A 16,389-nucleotide genomic window follows, 5' to 3' on the forward strand; every position below is an offset into this window, starting at 1 on the left:
TCGGCGGTGCTGGATTGACGGTTCGTCGTCCAGTGCCAGGACTCGCTCAACATCCGCGCGGCCAGTGCCAGGCCTGCCAGCAACCCCCAGTGCCAGGGGACTTGCTCGAATGGAGCTGAGATCACGGTACGCCGAAACGTGCTAGCGCGAAAGTGCTAGCAACATCGGTCCTTTTGGGCCGTCCGCGCCCGGACCCCGCACCCATGCTTCTCGCAACGTGTACGGGTTCCAGAATTCGCCGCTAGAGCCGGTCGGCAGGTACCGACAGGTACCGGATGGGGCAACTCGCGTGCCGCCACATCGTGTTGCCGCCGAACGCGGAGGCATCGGACTGGCGGGCCTGGCCGCCCTCCATCGGACATCCGCACCGGGAGCACAGTGCCCCATCCGGCGGAGGCGGCGACGGAGGGGCCGGAGGCTGCACAGAGCGCTGCCCCTTGGCCCGCATCCGGTTCCCCAGCCGCGCGCCGGCCGCCCGGTTGCAGGAGGCGTGGCTCAGCCGCCGCTCACCGCCTCCGCCGCCCACGGCCAACGGCACCGCGTGGTCGTAGTCGAGATCCTGCTCCGGGTACATCGGCCGCCCGCAGAACGGGCACGGCTCCCCGTCCTGCAGCTGCTTCAGCGCCTTCGCCCGAGCCTTACGGTGCTCGCCGTCATAGCCGCGCTGCGTGGTCGACAGAGCGCCTCGGCCGCGCGAGCGGGCATTGGATGGCATTCAGGTACTCCTTGGTAGCTTCCAGGGCTTCATGATCATTTCCCTGGGGATTTTTCTTCGCGGGGAGAAACGAAACGACTGTGGGCGGGGCCGCCAGACGATCAAGGAAAGAAACCGATCTTGCTGGCGCTCAAGCCTCTGACCTGCGGTTTTGCCCATCCCGGGCGTGCGGGCAGTCCCTGGCGTGGTCGATGGCCACCTGTAGCCGCCCGCGGTCGGTCTGCAGGTTCGCCGGCCCTCCGCAGCCCGGACACCTCGGATCCAGGGCGAACGCTGCGACGGTCGCCAGGATCTCCGCCCCGCCCATCTCGACTTCGACTCTCCGCCGGCTCACGAGCACCTCCGCTGCCTGCTGCGCATCTTGCTGCTGCGCCTGGTCGCCCACCACATCCCGCGGGCGAGGGCGTTGGTCTGCCTGCTCGTGCGCTGTTCGTCCCTGCGCCTGGCCTGCTGGGCACGCTGGTCGAGCAGGGCACGCATCCTCTGCTGGTTGGTCATGCTGCGTCCTCCGGTGGGTTGAGGTGGGAGCACTGGCCGCCGTGCACGTCGGTGCACTGCGGTCGGTGTGGTGCACGGCAGAGGTAGACGCCGCAGCCACGCACGCACGGCCGGCCGCGGCCCTTCGTCAGCGGGCGGTCGCACACCGCGCAGCGGCGCTTGAGCTTGGCCGTGCGCCTGGCCTTGAGGCCGGCCTGCCTGGCTTCGTCCAGCTCGGCCCGCTGCTGCCGCCTCGCTGCCTGCTCGTGCTTCACCCGCGCGATGCGGGCCTGTATCTGCTGCTCAACGTGACTGGCCATGGCGCTTCCTGGTCAGTCGGTGATGCCGGCGCTGGCGAGGAACGCGGCCCGCTTGGCGGGGTCCTGCATCTCGCGGGCGGAGGCGACCCAGACGCTGTGCATGTGGGCGGCGCCGTCCTGGTGGTCGGCGCACAGCGTGATCCGGTGGGTGCTGGACTCGGCGGGGCGCTGCTGGTCGATGGTGTTGCGGACGGCGATGACGCCGGGCTTGCCGCAGCTGCCGTGTTCGGCGCAGCACCGGCCGGTGCTGACGGCGATGGTCTGCACGGTGTACGTGGTGCTGCGGGTGTCGCCCAGCTCGATGACGGTCTGCTCGGTCATGTCAGTAACTCCTGGTCTGTGGTGGCCGCCAGAGATGGCAGCAACGGGAGGAAGTGGGGGGCTTTGGTGATCTTGTGTCGCGAGGGGGGTGCACGTTTCACCCCCCTAAAGGGGGGAGTGAAAACGTGTACCTAGGCCGCGTGCACTGCATGCACCTCTGCGTGCACCTGTGACCTGCGGGTTTCTCGGAGTCGTGCACCCGTCGTGCGCTGCGTGCGGGGTGCACGCCGAAGTGCGTGCGTGCACCCATGCGTGCACCTCTGCGGGCACTCATGCGACACCTTCAGTCGCGGGGTAGTACGTGGCGGATCCGCCCGGGTAGGCGGGCTCGACCCTGCACAGCTTCCCGCCCTCGGTGAGCTTCTCCAGGCGCCGGCGAGCCTTCTCCTTCTGCGCCTTAGAGACCTTCTTCGACTCGAAGAGCGCCTCCGCTGCGGCTAGGGCGGTCAGTCCCTCGGGTCCCGCTACGCGAGCCATCTCCAGCAGGTCTGTGGACTGCATGACCGTGGTCCGGCCGGAGGCATGGTCGTGGGCCAGATGGAACGGACCTACCTCGTCCATAGGCTGCTTGAGGTGCCGGAACGAGATGACCGGGTCGCCAGCCTCGCCCCACAGCAGGACGATGGAGCCTGCGCCGGACGTGATCCATACGGAGCCGTAGATGTCGGCCATGGTGTTCGGCTCGCTGCCGTTGGCGCCCCGCTTGACGAGGTGGTGCAGCTCCAGCACCTGGACGCCTTCGGCGAGCGCCTTCTGCCGGGCCCGGTTGTACCCAGCGCCGACCTGGTCGTCGGACAGCCCGACTGCGGCGTCCTTCAGCGAGTCGATCACGACGGTGTCGGCCTGTGCCCTCTCAGCCATGGCGGCGAGGATGTCGGTGCGTTGGGCCAGGTCGAACGGTGGCGGCCCCTCCCAGACGACCAGCCGCTCATTGAGTACGGCGGGGTCGTCGTAGGCGAAGAGCCGGTGGCCCGCTCTGCGAGTTTGCGAGGGCCTGTCCATGGCCAGCAGGAGCACGCGGCGGCCGGGGGTGACCGGATAGCCGAGGACGTTCTCCTGCAGCCCGATACGGGCTCGGATGATCTGATGGGCGAGCGTGGTCTTTCCTACGCCCTGCGGGGCGGCGACGAGGAGAGCCTCGCCCTCCGCCCACAGGACTTCGCTGCCGCTTCCCCACACAGCTGGCGGGGTCGCGGGGACGTTCTGGAAGAACGCGCCGCCCATCTTGAACGGACCGACCTCCGCCTGCTCCGGCTCTGGTGCAAGCGAGAGCGGCGGCGGGTGGTCCGCCATGCGGGCAACGGTCGCGTCGGTCACGCTGCGGACCTCGCTTCGGTGTACGTGAGGTACCGGCCGGGCTTGCCCGGTACGCGGATGGGTGGCCAGCCGGGGGTAGCGCGCAGCTGGTGGGGCGGCTTGGGCTTGGCGAGGGCGTCGAGTTCGGCTCGGCTGCGCGTGTCGACGAGATTGACCGGCCGGCCGAGGTTCTTCAGCCAGGCGATGAGCTCTTCTTCATCGCCGTACTTCCGCCACAGCTCTGAGGCTTCAAGGGCGCCTGCGAGTCGGCGGGGGTCTTCGGGGTCGAGGGCGATCCAGTCGCGTGACCCGTACTTGGGGAAGTCGCGGGCGCACCAGGCTGCTTTGGCGTTGGCCCAGAGTTCGGTGATGGCGTCCGGGTCGACGTCTGGCGGTTCCGGGTCGGGACTGGGGTCCTGCTGGGCCCCCTGTTGGCCGCAGCGTGCGGCGTCGCAGTCGTGGGGGTCCTGGTGACCGCAGTCGAGCGGTTCGCACCGTCCGGCGGCTTCGCGGCGACGGCGAACCTGTGCCACGATGGCGTCAGCTTCGCCCGCCGCGAGGTTTTCCTGAGACCCGCCAGTTTGCCCCTGGCGGGTCTCTTCGCGTCCAGTCATGCGGCTCCTCGGTCCTCCCCGGAGAGCAGGCGCACCAGGTCTGCCGTGATGACGATCTGGCGCTTACTGCTGCCGAGCGGCACGGTCTTGACGGGGGATTCGCCGCGCCGGATCAGGGCGGCGAGATGCGTAGGGCTGCAGCCAATGGCGAGAGCCGCCTGGCGCACGCTGCAAGTGGCTGGCCACTGCGTGACCTCAGCGAGGGTCGGCCGAGTTTCGGTCTGTGCCGCGAGGTGGGCGGGCTTCGTCATGCAGCCGCACCTCGCTCCATGAGGCGCATGTACTCGTCGACGTCCGTCTTCCTGTACCGGACGGGCGAGCTGGGCGCGTCGGTGAGCTTCGTGTACTTGGGTCCGACGCCCTGATAGCGCCAGTTGGCGAGGGTTCCGACGTGAACCCGAAGCCTTGCGGCCACCTCGCGAGGGGTGAGCCACTCGATCTCCATCGTCGCTCCTTTCGAGATTTTCTCGACAAGGGGTTGCATCATCTCGTGATGCTGCGTGATGATGACGACTGTAAGGCAGAGCGGAACCCATCCGCAAGATCTAGACGAACTTCGAGAAGATCTCGATAGATAGCATCGAGATCATGACGACAGGACGTATCGAGTTGGGTGCCACAGGAAGAGCCGTAGCCGCGAACCTCAAGCGGCTACGCAAAGAGCGCGGGATGAGCCTTCGGGCTTTGTCCGAAGCGCTGGCGGCCGTCGGTCGCCCTCTCAGCCAGGACGCCATCAACAAGATCGAGAATGGCGCCGAGGAGGACACGAAGAAGCAGATCAGGCGCGTCGACGTCGACGACCTGACGGCGCTTGCAGTGGTCCTGAACGTGAACCCGTCTTCGCTTCTCCTGCAGCACGACGACGCTCGCCGCATCGCCCCCGAAGCGGAAGTCACCGGGGCGGGCAAGGTCCCGGGATGGCTGGCATGGGGATGGGCTGACGGTGTCTGTCCGCTGGTCGACCCCGAGAGTGACCCGGACGGTACGAAGTGGCTGGACTACGCGCTCAACTCGCGCCCTGCCGGCTGGAACTCCACGCGGAGTGTCGGCCTGAACCGTGGCCGCGAGCAGCAGCGCAAGGCATTCGAAGAGCGCTTCCAGGGCTTTGACGAAGGGGGCGGTGATGGCTGACCCGATCAAGCGGGTCGTCCTGCAGAACGGTGATGTGCGCTGGCGCACGGTCATCGACGTCGGCAAGGACGCGGACGGTAAACGCAAGCAGCTGACCATCACCCGAGACACCAAGACGGAGTGTCGCGACGAGCGGGCCCGCATCCTCAACGAGCGGCGCACCGGCCAGCTGATCGTGCCGACCAAGATGACCGTCGACCAGCTGCTTGACGCCTACATGGAGGCGAAGGACGGCGACCTGGAAGAGTCGACCGTCGACGGCTACGAAAACAGGCTGACGCACATTCGAGCCCGCCTCGGGTCGCTGCGGGTCCAGGAACTCACCGAGGAGCACATCGAAGAGTTCGTGACGTGGCTGCTCACCGAGGCCCGGCGCCGCGGCGGTCCGAAGGGCACCGGGCTGCGGCCGTCGACTGTCGACGGCGTCCTCGGCCGGCTCCGTGCGGCCCTCCGGTACGCGGTGCGCAAGCGGGTCGTCGCCCGGAACGTCGCCGAGTACGTGACCGTGCCGCGCAAGGCCCGCAAGCAGGACCGCCGGGACAACCAGCGGCCCGCGCCATGGGGTGTCGACGAGGTGAAGGCGTTCGTCGTCGGCATCCGCGAGGACCGCCTGTTCGCCCCGTTGCTGCTGTCATGCATGGGCCTGCGGCCCGCCGAGGTCGCCGGCCTGCGGTGGCAGCAGGACATCGACCTGGAGACGGGCGTCCTTGAGGTGGCCAACACCCGCACGATGATCCGCAACGCTCGCATCCTGGAGAAGGACACCAAGAGCGAGGCCGGCGAACGCACGCTGCCGCTGCCCGAGCCGGTCCGGCTGGCCCTGATGAACTTCAAGGTGCTGCAGGAGGCGGAGCGGGCCACGGTCGGCGAGTACTACGTCGGCTCGGGCTACGTGTTCGTCGACGAGTTGGGCCAGGCCCTCACGCCCCGGCATCTGCGAGAGCACGCCTACCGGCTGATGGCCAGTCTGGAGCTGCGGCGGGTGCGCCTGTACGACGCCCGCCACAGCTGTCTGACGTTCCTCGCGGTGAACGGCGTCCCGGACGTCATCCTCGCCGCGTGGGCCGGCCACACTAACGCCAGCTTCACCAAGAAGCGGTACGTCCATCCGACGGCGGCCGACATGGGCGCCGCGGTGGTCCACCTGAACGAACTTCTCGGCGTCGCCGACGGCCCGTCCGAGACCCCTGTGTGAGAAATCGTGAGATTCGGTCTCTCACATCACCAACTGAATAGCCGCTGAGCTGGGAAGACTTCCGGATCCTTACAGCACGTCAGCGACTCTAACCTCGGCCTCAGATTCCCGCTCCGGTTCGCCGCAGGACGCGGAGCGACCCGGCCACCGAGACCTCCGTGAAAGCGCCGGACTCCAGCGCCCGCAGATAGACCCGGTACGGCGCCTGCCCGGTGAACTCGTCCTCCGGCTCCGGGAAGACGTCGTGGATGACGAGGAGGCCGCCCTCGGCGACGTGCGGCGCCCAGCCCGCGTAGTCGGCGCTCGCGTGCTCGTCGGTGTGGCCGCCGTCGATGAAGACGAGACCGAGGGGCGTGTTCCACAGCGCCGCGATCTGCGGGGAGCGGCCGACGAGTGCCACCACGTGCTCCTCCAGGCCTGCCCGGTGCAGCGTCCGGCGGAACGTCGGCAGCGTGTCCATCAGCCCGAGCTCGGGGTCGACCGTCTCCGGGTCGTGGTAGTCCCAGCCCGGCTGCTGCTCCTCGCTGCCCCGGTGGTGGTCGACGGTGAGCGCCGTGACCCCGGCCTCCCGGGCCGCGCCGGCGAGCAGGACGGTGGACCGCCCGCAGTAGGTGCCCACCTCCAGCAGCGGCAGTCCGAGCCGCCCGGCCTCCACCGCCGCCGCGTACAGCGCCAGCCCCTCGTCCACGGGCATGAACCCCTTCGCCGCCTCGAACGCGGCCAGGATCTCGGGCTTGGGGGCGGTGGGCGCCATGGGGGGCCTTTCAGTCGTACGGCTGTCTGGTCGCCCATGCTGCCGCACCCCCGGTCGCTTGGGCGACAGGGGGTGCGGGCTGGAGGGGCGCGGGACTGTATCGATATGCGTCTCCGCCGCGTGGGCGCGACCAGCCACGACGGCGCGTCCGCCGCCAGACGGCAGAACCGGCCGAGCTCTACGCGCTGACAGTCTCCCCGGGCAGAGCGAGATCCAGATCGACAGCCTGCTCCTCCCCGGAATGCGTCGCAGAAGAGGCAAGCGGCCCGTGCCCGTCGGCCTTCGCGGCCAGCACATACGCACCCTGCGCGGGCACGGCCACCGCATAGCTGCCGTCCTCCGCGGACACCGTGGCCCCCGCCTGCCGCCCCCGATGGTCGATCAACGTGACCTTGGCCCGGCCGACCGGAACACCATCGGCGTCAAGAACCCGCCCGCGGAAGCCACGCAGCACCTCCTCGGCGTGCTCCAGGTTCGCGTCCTCCTCGCTGCTGGCCCGCAGCTGCGTGTGCTGCTGCTGAGCCGGCCGGGCGGCCTTCGGAAGGAACACCGCGAGCAGCAGGCCCACCGCGACGGCCGCCGTGGCGATCAGGAAGGAGACGCGGAAGCCGTGCATGGTCGGGATCTCCATCCCGCCCACGTTGTTCGCCGTGTTGGCCAGCACCATGCCGATGACGGCGCTGGAGACGGACGTACCGATGGAGCGCATCAGCGTGTTCAGGCCGTTGGCCGCGCCGGTCTCCGAGGCCGGGACCGCGCCGACGATCAGCGCGGGCAGCGAGGAGTAGGCGAGGCCGATGCCCGCGCCGAGGACCACGGACGTGACGATGGTCTGCCAGGCCGCGTCCATCAGGCCGAGGCCGCCGGCGTAGCCGAGGGCGATGATCAGCAGGCCGGTGATCAGGGTGAACTTCGGGCCGTAGCGGGCGGACAGGCGGGCGTAGACCGGTGCGGTGAACATCATCGTCAGGCCGAGCGGGGCCACGCACAGGCCCGCGACGACCATGGACTGGCCGAGGCCGTAGCCGGTGGCGGTGGGCAGCTGCAGCAGCTGGGGCAGGACCAGCGAGACGACGTAGAAGCTGACGCCGACCATGATCGAGGCGAGGTTGGTGAGCAGCACCTCACGGCGGGCGGTGGTGCGCAGGTCGACCAGCGGGGCGTCGACGCGCAGCTCGTACATGCCCCACAGGACGAGCACGACGACGGACGCGGCGAACATGCCGAGCGTGGTGCCGGAGGACCAGCCCCAGTCGCTGCCCTTGGTGATCGGCAGCAGGAGCAGCACCAGACCGGTGGACAGGCCGAGCGCGCCGAGCAGGTCGAAGGTGCCCTCCGCCCGCATCGGGGACTCGGGGACGACGAGGAGGGTCAGGGCGATGGAGAGCGCGCCGAGACCGGCGGCGCCGTAGAACAGGGCGTGCCAGTTCGTGTGCTGGGCGACCAGGGCCGCGGCGGGCAGGGCGAGGCCGCCGCCGACGCCGATCGAGGAACTCATCAGGGCCATGGCCGAGCCGAGCTTCTCGCGCGGCAGCATGTCCCGCATGAGGCCGATGCCGAGCGGGATCGCGCCCATGGCGAAGCCCTGGAGGGTACGGCCCACGATCATCGTGAGCAGCTGGCTGGTGACCGCGCTGACCAGGGCGCCGACCACCATCACGGCGAGGCTGAGGATCAGCATGCGCCGCTTTCCGTACAGGTCGCCGAGCCGGCCCATGATCGGGGTCGCGACGGCACCGGACAGGAGGGTCGAGGTCAGGACCCAGGTGGCGTTGCTGGGCGCGCTGTGCAGCAGCTGCGGCAGGTCCTTGATGACCGGCACGAGCAGGGTCTGCATCACCGCGACCGTGATGCCCGCGAAGGCGAGCACCGGGACCACGGCCCCGCTGACCTTCCTGCCGGGCTGTTCGGTCGACGTGTGGGTCATTGAGTGAGGCCTCCCGTTAGATAAGTGCTCGGTAAACCTCGTATGCACAGGCAACTATTCCGTTGCTTCGGGCCCCTAATGGATTTTTGACCCGCTCATGGGTATCTGAACTTCCGTCAGGGGATGGTGAGTTGCTGGAACACGTTCTAACCTGGCCCGCCATGAAGGCCTATGTCGCCGGGGTCGGAATGACCCGATTCGAGAAGCCCGAGAGTCGCTCCTGGCAGTACTGGGACATGGTGCGGGAGGCCGGAAGTGCGGCGCTGGCGGACGCCGGGATCTTCTACGGCGATGTGGAACAGGTTCCCGTCGGCTACTGCTTCCAGCCCTCGACCGCGGGGCAGCGCGCCGCCTACGAGCTCGGCCTGACCGGCGTCCCCGTCTACAACGTCAACAACAACTGCGCGACCGGCGCGACCGCGCTCATGCTGGCCCGCCAGCTCGTCGAGGGCGGCGTCTGCGACTGCGTGCTCGCGCTGGGCTTCGAGAAGATGAAGAAGGGCGCGTTGGGGGGAGGGGCCGACGGAGGCGCCCGCGGCGGAGCCGCTGATGATTGGAGCTCCACTTCCCCGGTCGCCCGGCACTACGGGATCATGGCCGCCCGGCACGGCTTCGAGGCGAACCCGCCCACCGCGCAGATCTTCGGCGCCGCGGCCCGCGAGCACATGGAGAAGTACGGCACCACCGAGGCCCAGCTCGCGGCGGTCGCCGCCAAGAACCACCGGCACTCCGCGCACAACCCCTACGCCCAGTTCCGGGACGTGTACGAGGTGGCCGACATCCTCGCCGCGCGCATGGTGCACCGGCCGCTGACCAAGCTCCAGTGCTCGCCCACCTCGGACGGCGCGGCGGCGGCCGTGGTCGTCTCGGAACGCTTCGCCGAGGAGCGCCCCCTGCGCTCCCTGACCGGCCTGGTCGAGATCGCCGGGCAGGCGATGACCACGGACACCGAGGAGTCCTTCGCGTCCGGTTCCTGCATCGACGTGGTCGGGCAGCCGATGTCGCGGGCGGCGGCCCGGCAGGCGTACGAACGGGCCGGGCTCGGCATCGAGGACGTGGACGTGGTCGAACTGCACGACTGCTTCTCGGTCAACGAACTCCTGACGTACGAGGCACTCGGCATGTGCGCGCCGGGGGAGTCGGGCAAGCTCGTGGAGTCGGGGGCGACGACGTACGGCGGCCGGTGGGTGGTGAACCCGTCGGGCGGACTGATCTCCAAGGGCCACCCGCTGGGCGCGACCGGCCTGGCGCAGACGGCCGAACTGGTCTGGCAGCTGCGTGGCGAGGCGGGCGAGCGGCAGGTACCCGGGGCCCGGGTGGGGCTCGCGCACAACATCGGACTGGGCGGGGCGGCGGTGGTGACGCTGCTGAGGGCGGTGTGACTCACCACCGGTCTCCTGCCTCCTCCTTCGCCGGGAAGATTTCCGCGAGTTGTGCGGAGGAGGAGGCAACGAACCACATGCCTCATGGACTCCTTTTGATATCTAGGAGGTGCCCATGGGGGATCGGAAGGAGGCTCGGAACGAGGAGTTCCAGAGCTTCATGGTCGGCCGCTGGCCGCGGCTGATGCGTACGGCATTTCTCCTCACGGGGGAGCAGCACGCCGCCGAGGACCTGGTCCAGTCGACGCTCGAACGGGTCTTCGCGGCCTGGCGCAAAGTCGGCTCGGCCGACGACCCGGAGGCGTACGTGCGGCGCGTGATGATCAACATGCATGCGCGCAAACACAGAAGGAAACTCAAGGAGTTCCTCGCCCCGAAGGACGACTCCGGCCTGCTGCACGAGGTGGCCGACACCGGCGACCGGATCGCCCAGGCCGACGACCGCAGCGCCCTGCTCAAGGCGCTCGCCCAACTGCCCGTGCGGCAGCGGGAGGCGGTGGTCCTGCGCTACTGGGAGGACCTGACGGAGACGCAGGCGGCGGAGGCGATGGGCTGTTCGGTAGGCACGGTCAAGAGCAACGCGGCCAAGGGGATCGCGAAGCTGCGTGCCATACCGGGACTGGCCGAGACGGTGACGTACGGAGGGCGGAAGTGATGAGCGCGGACCGGGAGCAGCACGACATGACACAGACCGACATCGCCCTCCTTCTCGCGGACGCCGCGGACGAGGTCGAGATCGGCATAGCCCCCGTCCAGGCGGTCATGCGGGGCGGCCGGCGTCGCAGGGCGCGGCGCTGGGCGGTGACGGCGACGACGGCACTGGTGCTGGCCGGGACGACGGGTGCCCTGGCGGTGACCGGGCTGCCGGGAGGCGGGCCCGCGGACGGGGAGGCGAACGTGGCGAAGCCGCCGGCCTCGGCGGAGGCACGGCACGTCTACGACCCGCAGGAGACCGAGCTGTCGTCGGGCATGTACAGAGGGCACCCCTGGTACATCGCCATCCAGGTGTGGGGAGCACCACGGAACGAGGACGAGGCGGCCCGGCAGTTCGACGCCATGGACGAGCGCAGACTGGAGCCCGCCGACGTCCACAAGCCCGCCGACCTGATCGGCAAGGTCTCGTACTTCGTGACCCGGAAGTACGGTGTCGACCGCCCACGGCAGATCATGTTCAACACGGTCACGAAGCTGGACCGCCTGTCGGGCACGGACATGGAGTCGATGGCGACCCGGCTGGGCATCACTCCGGAAAGCTCCGGCCGCCTGGTGGTCGGCGATGTGGCCAAGACCGCCCGGGAGGTCACGTGCACCTGGAAGGACGGCACCAAGACCGTCGCCAGGAGCGGCACCGTGAACTACCGGCACAACACCCCGGACGCGGCCATCGTGCCGGCCGCCGGGTACCCGGCAGCGAACTGGTTCGTGTGCGTGGCGCCGGAACACACGTCGTACGAGTCGGCGGAGGTGACGAAGTAGTAGGGCCGGGAGGCCGCCGGGACTTCAGAGCCACCCCTGCTGCCGGGCCTCCCGCACGGCCTCGGCCCGGTTCCGCGTCCCCGTCTTGCCGATGGCGGAGGACAGGTAGTTGCGCACGGTGGACTCGGACAGATGAAGCCGGGCCGCGATGTCGGCGACGGTCGCCCCGTCCACGGACGCCTTCAGCACCTCGCACTCCCGGGCGGTCAGCGGATTGGGCCCTGCGCTGAGCGCGGCGGCGGCCAGCGCCGGATCGACCACGGTCTCCCCGGTGAGCACGCGCCGGATGGCCGCGGCCAGTTCCTCCACGGGACCGTCCTTCACGAGGAACCCGGCAGCCCCGGCCTCCATCGCCCGGCGCAGATAACCGGGCCGGCCGAAGGTGGTGAGGATCAGCACCCGGCAGTCGGGCGCCTGCTCGCGCAGCTCGGCCGCCGCGTCGAGCCCGCTGATGCCCGGCAGTTCGATGTCCAGCAGAGCCACGTCCGGCCGGTGGATCAGCGCGGCGTCCACGATGGCGTCCCCGGACGACACCTGGGAGACGACCTCGATGTCCTCCTCCAAGCCGAGCAGCAGTGCGAGCGCGCCACGCATCATGCCCTGGTCCTCGGCGAGCAGAACCCGGATGGACTTGGCGGTCCGGTGGTCCCGGGGCATCTCGTTCATGCGCTCAGAGTACGGCGGACGGTCCGGCTCGGAGGGAACGGCAACCCCAGCTGGGCGGTCAGCACCCCCTGGGCGCCGTAGCCAGGCCCGCACCCACACCCGCACCCGCTCCGGCCACCACGAACTCCGCCTCCTCCACCGGGAGTTCCGCGGTGACTGTGAAGCCGCCGCGCGGTGACGGGCCGGCCGTGAGGGAGCCGCCCGCCGCCGCGAGGCGCTCGGTCAGCCCGATGAGGCCGGTGCCGCCGATGCCCTCCGCGGCCCCGGGCCGGGCCACGGCCTTGCCGGTGCCGTCGTCGCACACGGTGAGCCGTACCCGCGCGGCGGCGCCCTCGATGGTGATCTCGCAGCAGGTGGCGTCGCTGTGCCGGACCACGTTGGTGACGGCCTCGCGGACCACCCAGCCGAGCAATGCCTCGGTCTGCGGGGCCAGCGGCGTCCCGGACTGGCGGACCACCGGCCGCACGCTCGCCGCGGACAGCGCCGAGCGGGCCCGGGTCAGCTCGGTGGCCAGGCTGCCCTCGCGGTAGCCGGTGACCGCCTCGCGGATCTCGGTCAGCGCCTGCCGGCCCACGGACTCGATGTCGGTGATCTGCCCGAGCGCCGCGTCCATGTCGCGCGGCGCCAGCCGCCGGGCCGCCTCCGACTTCACCACGATCACCGACAGCGTGTGGCCGAGCAGGTCGTGCAGATCGCGGGAGAAGCGCAGCCGCTCCTTCTCCACCGCGCGCCGGGCCAGCTCCTCCCGGGCGGCCCGCAGTTCCCGTACGGCCTCGGACAGGCTGAGGATCGCGGCGGTCACCATGGTCGACAGGAAGGTGCCGTAGGCGATGTTCACCGCGTCCCAGCCGTCCCGGACGGCGGACACGGCACCCGCGTACCCGGCCAGCAGCAGGCCGGCGCGTCCCAGCCACGGGCCGCGCAGGGACGCCCCCGTGGCGAGGCCGAGCAGCGGGAAGAACATCAGCCAGTTGCCGCCGTATCCGAGCGCCAGGCCCGTGGTCAGCAGGCCCATGAGCACCAGCGCGACCCGGGTGGAGACCGCCTCGCGCTTCTCGCGTACGAAGGAGCGGAAAGTGACGTAGATGTAGAGGGAGTTGAAGGCGAGCAGGCCCAGGCCGCCGACCCACGGGTTCGAGGCCCTGCCCTCCAGCAGGTTGGAGAAGGACCCGAGGCCCATCAGCAGCCAGGGCAGCAGGGAGAAGCCGTTGGCCGGCGGGCCCGGGTGGTCGTCGGCCGGGGCTGCCCCCTTCTTCCGGGCCTCGCGTTGAGCGGCCTGGAAGCGCCGATGGTCCGCCCGCCACTGGAGCCGTGCCGCCTGCCAGGCCCGCGCCTGTACCCGCGTTCTCCGCCACCAAGTCGTCATGTCTCTGTATCCCCCGATCAGATGGTCTCCGCACTACGGCGGTACGAGAGCACAGCGTACGAACCGAAAAGTCCCAGCCATGCCGTCAGCACGATGATCGCACCAGCGCTCGGAGCATGCCCGTCCGCGACCGTGGTGCCGAGCTGGGCGAAACGGTGGGTGGGGGTGTACGCCGACAGGGCGCGCAGCCAGCGCGGGAACAGGCTGATGGGGAACCAGAGTCCGCCCACCACCGAGAGCCCCAGGTTGCACAGCAGGTTCGCCACGCCCGTCGCCGGGCCCGTCAGCCGGTAGCCGTTGCCGAGGCCGAGCAGCGTGAAAGGGATCGAACCCAGCCACAGCAGCAGCGCGATCGCCGCCCACTGCCAGAGCGCCAGCCGCACCCCGTTGAGCAGACCGCCCGCCGCGAGCACCGCGAGGATCGCGGGCAGCACCGTCACCGCGCCGGTCAGCGCCCGCCCCGTCACCGCCTGGCGCGGGGTCAGCGGCGTCACCCGCAGCTGCCGCAGCCAGCCGGTGCCCCGGTCCTCGGCGACCGCGCCGCCGGTGTTCAGCGCCGAGCCGACCGCGCCGTAGGCGGCCATGCCGACCATCGAGGCCGTGCGCCAGTCCCCGTCGTTCTCGCCGAGGTTGGTGAACAGCAGATACATCATCACCGGCACCGCGATCCCGCCGATCACGAAACCCGTGTCCCGCAGCGTACGGCGGACCTCCAGGCGTATGTAGTCGAGCATCACACCGCCTCCAGGGTGCGGGAGGTGAGAGCGAGGAACGCGTCGTCCAGGGAGGCCGGGGCGACCTCCAGGCCCCGGATCGCGCCGAGGGCGGCGAGGGCGATCACGGTCGCGTCCGAGTCGTCGGTGCGCAGCCGCGCCCGGGTGCCGCGCACCTCCACCGAACGGACCCCGGGCAGCAGGGCCAGCGCCTCGGGGTCGCGCCCGGCCGGCTCGACGGAGACCAGGTTGCCGCCCGCCGCCCGGCGCAGCTCCTCGCCGGTGCCGTCGGCGACGATCCGTCCGTGGTCGAGGATCACGATCCGGTCGGCGTACGCGTCCGCCTCCTCCAGGTAGTGCGTGGAGAACAGCACGGTGTGGCCGCGCCGGGCGTAGGCGCGCATCGACTCCCAGAAGGCGTGCCGCGCCTCCACGTCGAGCGCCGCCGTCGGCTCGTCCAGCACCAGCAAAGCGGGATCACCGGCCAGCGCGACCGCGAACCGCACCCGCTGCACCTGGCCGCCGGACAGCCGGTCCACCCGCCGCCCGGCCAGGTCCGCGATCCCGGCCAGCTCCAGGGCCCGCGCCACCGGCATGGGTGCCGGATAGCGGCCGGCCACGAAGCCGACCAGCTCGCCGACCCTGACCCGCGGCACCGGCCGCCCCTCCTGGAGCATGGCGCCCACCCGCCCGGCGCGTACGGCCCGCTCCGGCCCGGCGCCGAACAGCTCCACCCGCCCGGCGTCCGGCTCGGTCAGGCCGATCAGCAGCGCGATCGTGGTGGACTTGCCGGCGCCGTTGCGGCCGAGCAGGGCCACGGTCTCGCCGCGCCCGATCTCCAGATCGATGCCGTCGACAGCGCGTACGGCGCCGTAGGTCTTGACCGCCCCCGTGAAGGACACGGCGGCACTCTCCGTCTGTGTCATGCCTACGACGCTAGAAAATGCGGCCCCGCTCCGGCAGATGCGCATGTATGGATTCGGGCAGTACAAATGTCACTGCCGACCGAACCTGACGCAGTGTCAGGAGCCTTCACAACTGTGGAGCGCTGGGCTATACAGGGGTCGCCGGACTGGAACGCGTTCTAGATCGGCCCGTAGCGACCTCGGTGCGGCCGACGGTGCGGACGTCCGCGCCGGGGTCTTGAACCGCCAGTGTCAGGAGTCGTATGCCCATCGACGCAGCGAAGGCCCTCGCGGCCGAACCCCGGACCGGTGAGATCTCCTGGACCACCAAGGACGTCCAGCTCTACCACCTCGGCATCGGCGCCGGCATCCCCGCCACCGACCCCGACGAACTGCGCTACACCCTGGAGTCCCGGCTGCACGTCCTGCCGAGCTTCGCCACTGTCGCGGGCTCCGGTGCGCCCGGTGTGATCAGCGGGCTGTCCATGCCCGGTGTGGAGGTCGAGCTGGCCAAGGTCCTGCACGGCGGGCAGACGCTGCAGATCCACCGACCCATCCCGCCCGAGGGCACGGCGACCGCGACCAACCGGCTCGCCGCCGTCTACGACAAGGGCAAGGCCGCCATCCTGGTCTTGCGCACCGAGGTCGCCGACGCCGACGGCCCGCTGTGGACCAACGACGCCCAGATCTTCGTACGGGGAGAGGGCGGGTGGGGCGGCGACCGGGGCCCGGTCGCCCGCCTCGAACCGCCCGTCGGTGAACCCGACAGGACCGTCGAACGCCGTGTCCGCGAGGACCAGGCCCTCCTGTATCGCCTCTCCGGGGACTGGAACCCGCTGCACGCCGACCCCGAGTTCGCCAAGCTCGCCGGCTTCGAGAAGCCGATCCTGCACGGGCTGTGCACCTACGGCATCACGCTCAAGGCGGTCGTGGACACGCTGCTCGGCGGGGACGTCACCCGGGTCCGCTCCTACTCCACCCGGTTCGCCGGAGTGGTGTACCCGGGGGAGACCCTGCGGATCCGCATGTGGCGGCGGGACGGCGAGGTCCGGGTCGCCGTGAGCGCCGTGGAGCGGGACGACGCGCCCGTCCTGGCCGACACCATCGTTCAGCACTCCTGAAGAGCCTCCG

At 70.3% G+C, this 16,389-nt stretch carries 20 protein-coding genes; 6 read left to right on the plus strand and 14 right to left on the minus strand.

Translation table 11 applies throughout. From position 1 onward, the window contains the following. Positions 1-241 precede the first annotated feature (241 nt). The 8 genes from ACWD3E_RS04110 to ACWD3E_RS04145 form a co-directional block, all read right to left on the minus strand. Positions 242-715 (minus strand): hypothetical protein, encoded by a 474-nt coding sequence (locus ACWD3E_RS04110; RefSeq protein WP_451385965.1) that lies wholly within the window; start codon positions 713-715, stop codon positions 242-244. A gap of 330 nt (positions 716-1,045) precedes the next feature. Continuing rightward, positions 1,046-1,213: a hypothetical protein gene (locus ACWD3E_RS04115; protein WP_451385966.1), complete on the minus strand. Its 168-nt coding sequence runs from the start codon at positions 1,211-1,213 to the stop codon at positions 1,046-1,048. Further along, positions 1,210-1,512, minus strand: a complete 303-nt coding sequence (locus ACWD3E_RS04120; RefSeq protein WP_451385967.1) for a hypothetical protein — start codon at positions 1,510-1,512, stop codon at positions 1,210-1,212. The genes ACWD3E_RS04115 and ACWD3E_RS04120 overlap by 4 nt, the downstream gene beginning before the upstream one ends. A 12-nt stretch (positions 1,513-1,524) precedes the next feature. Next, positions 1,525-1,833: a hypothetical protein gene (locus ACWD3E_RS04125; protein ID WP_451385968.1), complete on the minus strand. Its 309-nt coding sequence runs from the start codon at positions 1,831-1,833 to the stop codon at positions 1,525-1,527. A gap of 270 nt (positions 1,834-2,103) precedes the next feature. Then, positions 2,104-3,150 carry an AAA family ATPase gene (locus ACWD3E_RS04130; protein WP_451385969.1) on the minus strand — a complete coding sequence of 349 codons (1,047 nt, stop codon included), beginning with the start codon at positions 3,148-3,150 and terminating at the stop codon, positions 2,104-2,106. Continuing rightward, complete coding sequence (locus ACWD3E_RS04135) at positions 3,147-3,662, minus strand: hypothetical protein (RefSeq protein WP_451385970.1); 516 nt, start codon at positions 3,660-3,662, stop codon at positions 3,147-3,149. Before ACWD3E_RS04135 ends, ACWD3E_RS04130 begins: the two co-directional genes overlap by 4 nt. Before the next feature lie 77 nt (positions 3,663-3,739). Next, positions 3,740-3,994 carry a DNA-binding protein gene (locus ACWD3E_RS04140; protein WP_451385971.1) on the minus strand — a complete coding sequence of 85 codons (255 nt, stop codon included), beginning with the start codon at positions 3,992-3,994 and terminating at the stop codon, positions 3,740-3,742. Beyond that, the gene (locus ACWD3E_RS04145) at positions 3,991-4,188 is read right to left on the minus strand and encodes a helix-turn-helix domain-containing protein (protein WP_451385972.1); all 198 of its coding nucleotides are present in this window, start codon (positions 4,186-4,188) and stop codon (positions 3,991-3,993) included. The genes ACWD3E_RS04140 and ACWD3E_RS04145 overlap by 4 nt, the downstream gene beginning before the upstream one ends. Before the next feature lie 143 nt (positions 4,189-4,331). On the opposite strand from ACWD3E_RS04145, the gene ACWD3E_RS04150 reads away from it, so the two are divergent. Then, positions 4,332-4,874, plus strand: coding sequence for a helix-turn-helix domain-containing protein (locus ACWD3E_RS04150; RefSeq protein ID WP_451385973.1), 543 nt, complete (start codon positions 4,332-4,334; stop codon positions 4,872-4,874). Then, positions 4,867-6,069 (plus strand): site-specific integrase, encoded by a 1,203-nt coding sequence (locus tag ACWD3E_RS04155; RefSeq protein ID WP_451385974.1) that lies wholly within the window; start codon positions 4,867-4,869, stop codon positions 6,067-6,069. Before ACWD3E_RS04150 ends, ACWD3E_RS04155 begins: the two co-directional genes overlap by 8 nt. 100 nt (positions 6,070-6,169) lie before the next feature. Here ACWD3E_RS04155 and ACWD3E_RS04160 read toward each other — a convergent pair whose 3' ends face one another. Both ACWD3E_RS04160 and ACWD3E_RS04165 read right to left on the minus strand, forming a co-directional pair. Then, positions 6,170-6,823 (minus strand): class I SAM-dependent methyltransferase, encoded by a 654-nt coding sequence (locus ACWD3E_RS04160; protein WP_451385975.1) that lies wholly within the window; start codon positions 6,821-6,823, stop codon positions 6,170-6,172. A 178-nt stretch (positions 6,824-7,001) separates the two neighbouring features. Further along, entirely contained in the window at positions 7,002-8,750 is a 1,749-nt protein-coding gene (locus ACWD3E_RS04165) for an MFS transporter (protein WP_451385976.1), read from the minus strand. 161 nt (positions 8,751-8,911) lie between these two features. Here ACWD3E_RS04165 and ACWD3E_RS04170 point away from each other — a divergent pair, with 161 nt between their 5' ends. The 3 genes from ACWD3E_RS04170 to ACWD3E_RS04180 all read left to right on the plus strand — a co-directional run bounded on the left by ACWD3E_RS04170 (position 8,912) and on the right by ACWD3E_RS04180 (position 11,608). Beyond that, complete coding sequence (locus ACWD3E_RS04170) at positions 8,912-10,132, plus strand: lipid-transfer protein (protein ID WP_451385977.1); 1,221 nt, start codon at positions 8,912-8,914, stop codon at positions 10,130-10,132. 115 nt (positions 10,133-10,247) lie between these two features. Beyond that, a complete protein-coding gene (locus ACWD3E_RS04175) occupies positions 10,248-10,787 on the plus strand; it encodes a SigE family RNA polymerase sigma factor (protein ID WP_451385978.1) in 540 nt (179 codons plus the stop codon). Between the two features lie 26 nt (positions 10,788-10,813). Continuing rightward, a complete protein-coding gene (locus ACWD3E_RS04180) occupies positions 10,814-11,608 on the plus strand; it encodes a hypothetical protein (protein WP_451385979.1) in 795 nt (264 codons plus the stop codon). Positions 11,609-11,632: 24 nt separating this feature from the next. Here ACWD3E_RS04180 and ACWD3E_RS04185 read toward each other — a convergent pair whose 3' ends face one another. Genes ACWD3E_RS04185 through ACWD3E_RS04200 form a run of 4 tightly spaced genes read right to left on the minus strand, consistent with a single transcriptional unit; the run spans position 11,633 to position 15,279 of the window. Further along, positions 11,633-12,274 (minus strand): response regulator, encoded by a 642-nt coding sequence (locus ACWD3E_RS04185; RefSeq protein WP_451385980.1) that lies wholly within the window; start codon positions 12,272-12,274, stop codon positions 11,633-11,635. A 58-nt stretch (positions 12,275-12,332) separates the two neighbouring features. Beyond that, a complete protein-coding gene (locus ACWD3E_RS04190) occupies positions 12,333-13,640 on the minus strand; it encodes a sensor histidine kinase (protein WP_451385981.1) in 1,308 nt (435 codons plus the stop codon). A 17-nt stretch (positions 13,641-13,657) separates the two neighbouring features. After that, a complete protein-coding gene (locus ACWD3E_RS04195) occupies positions 13,658-14,374 on the minus strand; it encodes an ABC transporter permease (RefSeq protein WP_451385982.1) in 717 nt (238 codons plus the stop codon). Then, entirely contained in the window at positions 14,374-15,279 is a 906-nt protein-coding gene (locus ACWD3E_RS04200) for an ABC transporter ATP-binding protein (protein ID WP_451385983.1), read from the minus strand. The genes ACWD3E_RS04195 and ACWD3E_RS04200 overlap by 1 nt, the downstream gene beginning before the upstream one ends. Before the next feature lie 242 nt (positions 15,280-15,521). Here ACWD3E_RS04200 and ACWD3E_RS04205 point away from each other — a divergent pair, with 242 nt between their 5' ends. Next, positions 15,522-16,379, plus strand: coding sequence for a MaoC/PaaZ C-terminal domain-containing protein (locus ACWD3E_RS04205; protein WP_451385984.1), 858 nt, complete (start codon positions 15,522-15,524; stop codon positions 16,377-16,379). Positions 16,380-16,389: the final 10 nt, after the last annotated feature.

This window comes from Streptomyces sp. NPDC002676 (assembly GCF_053592455.1).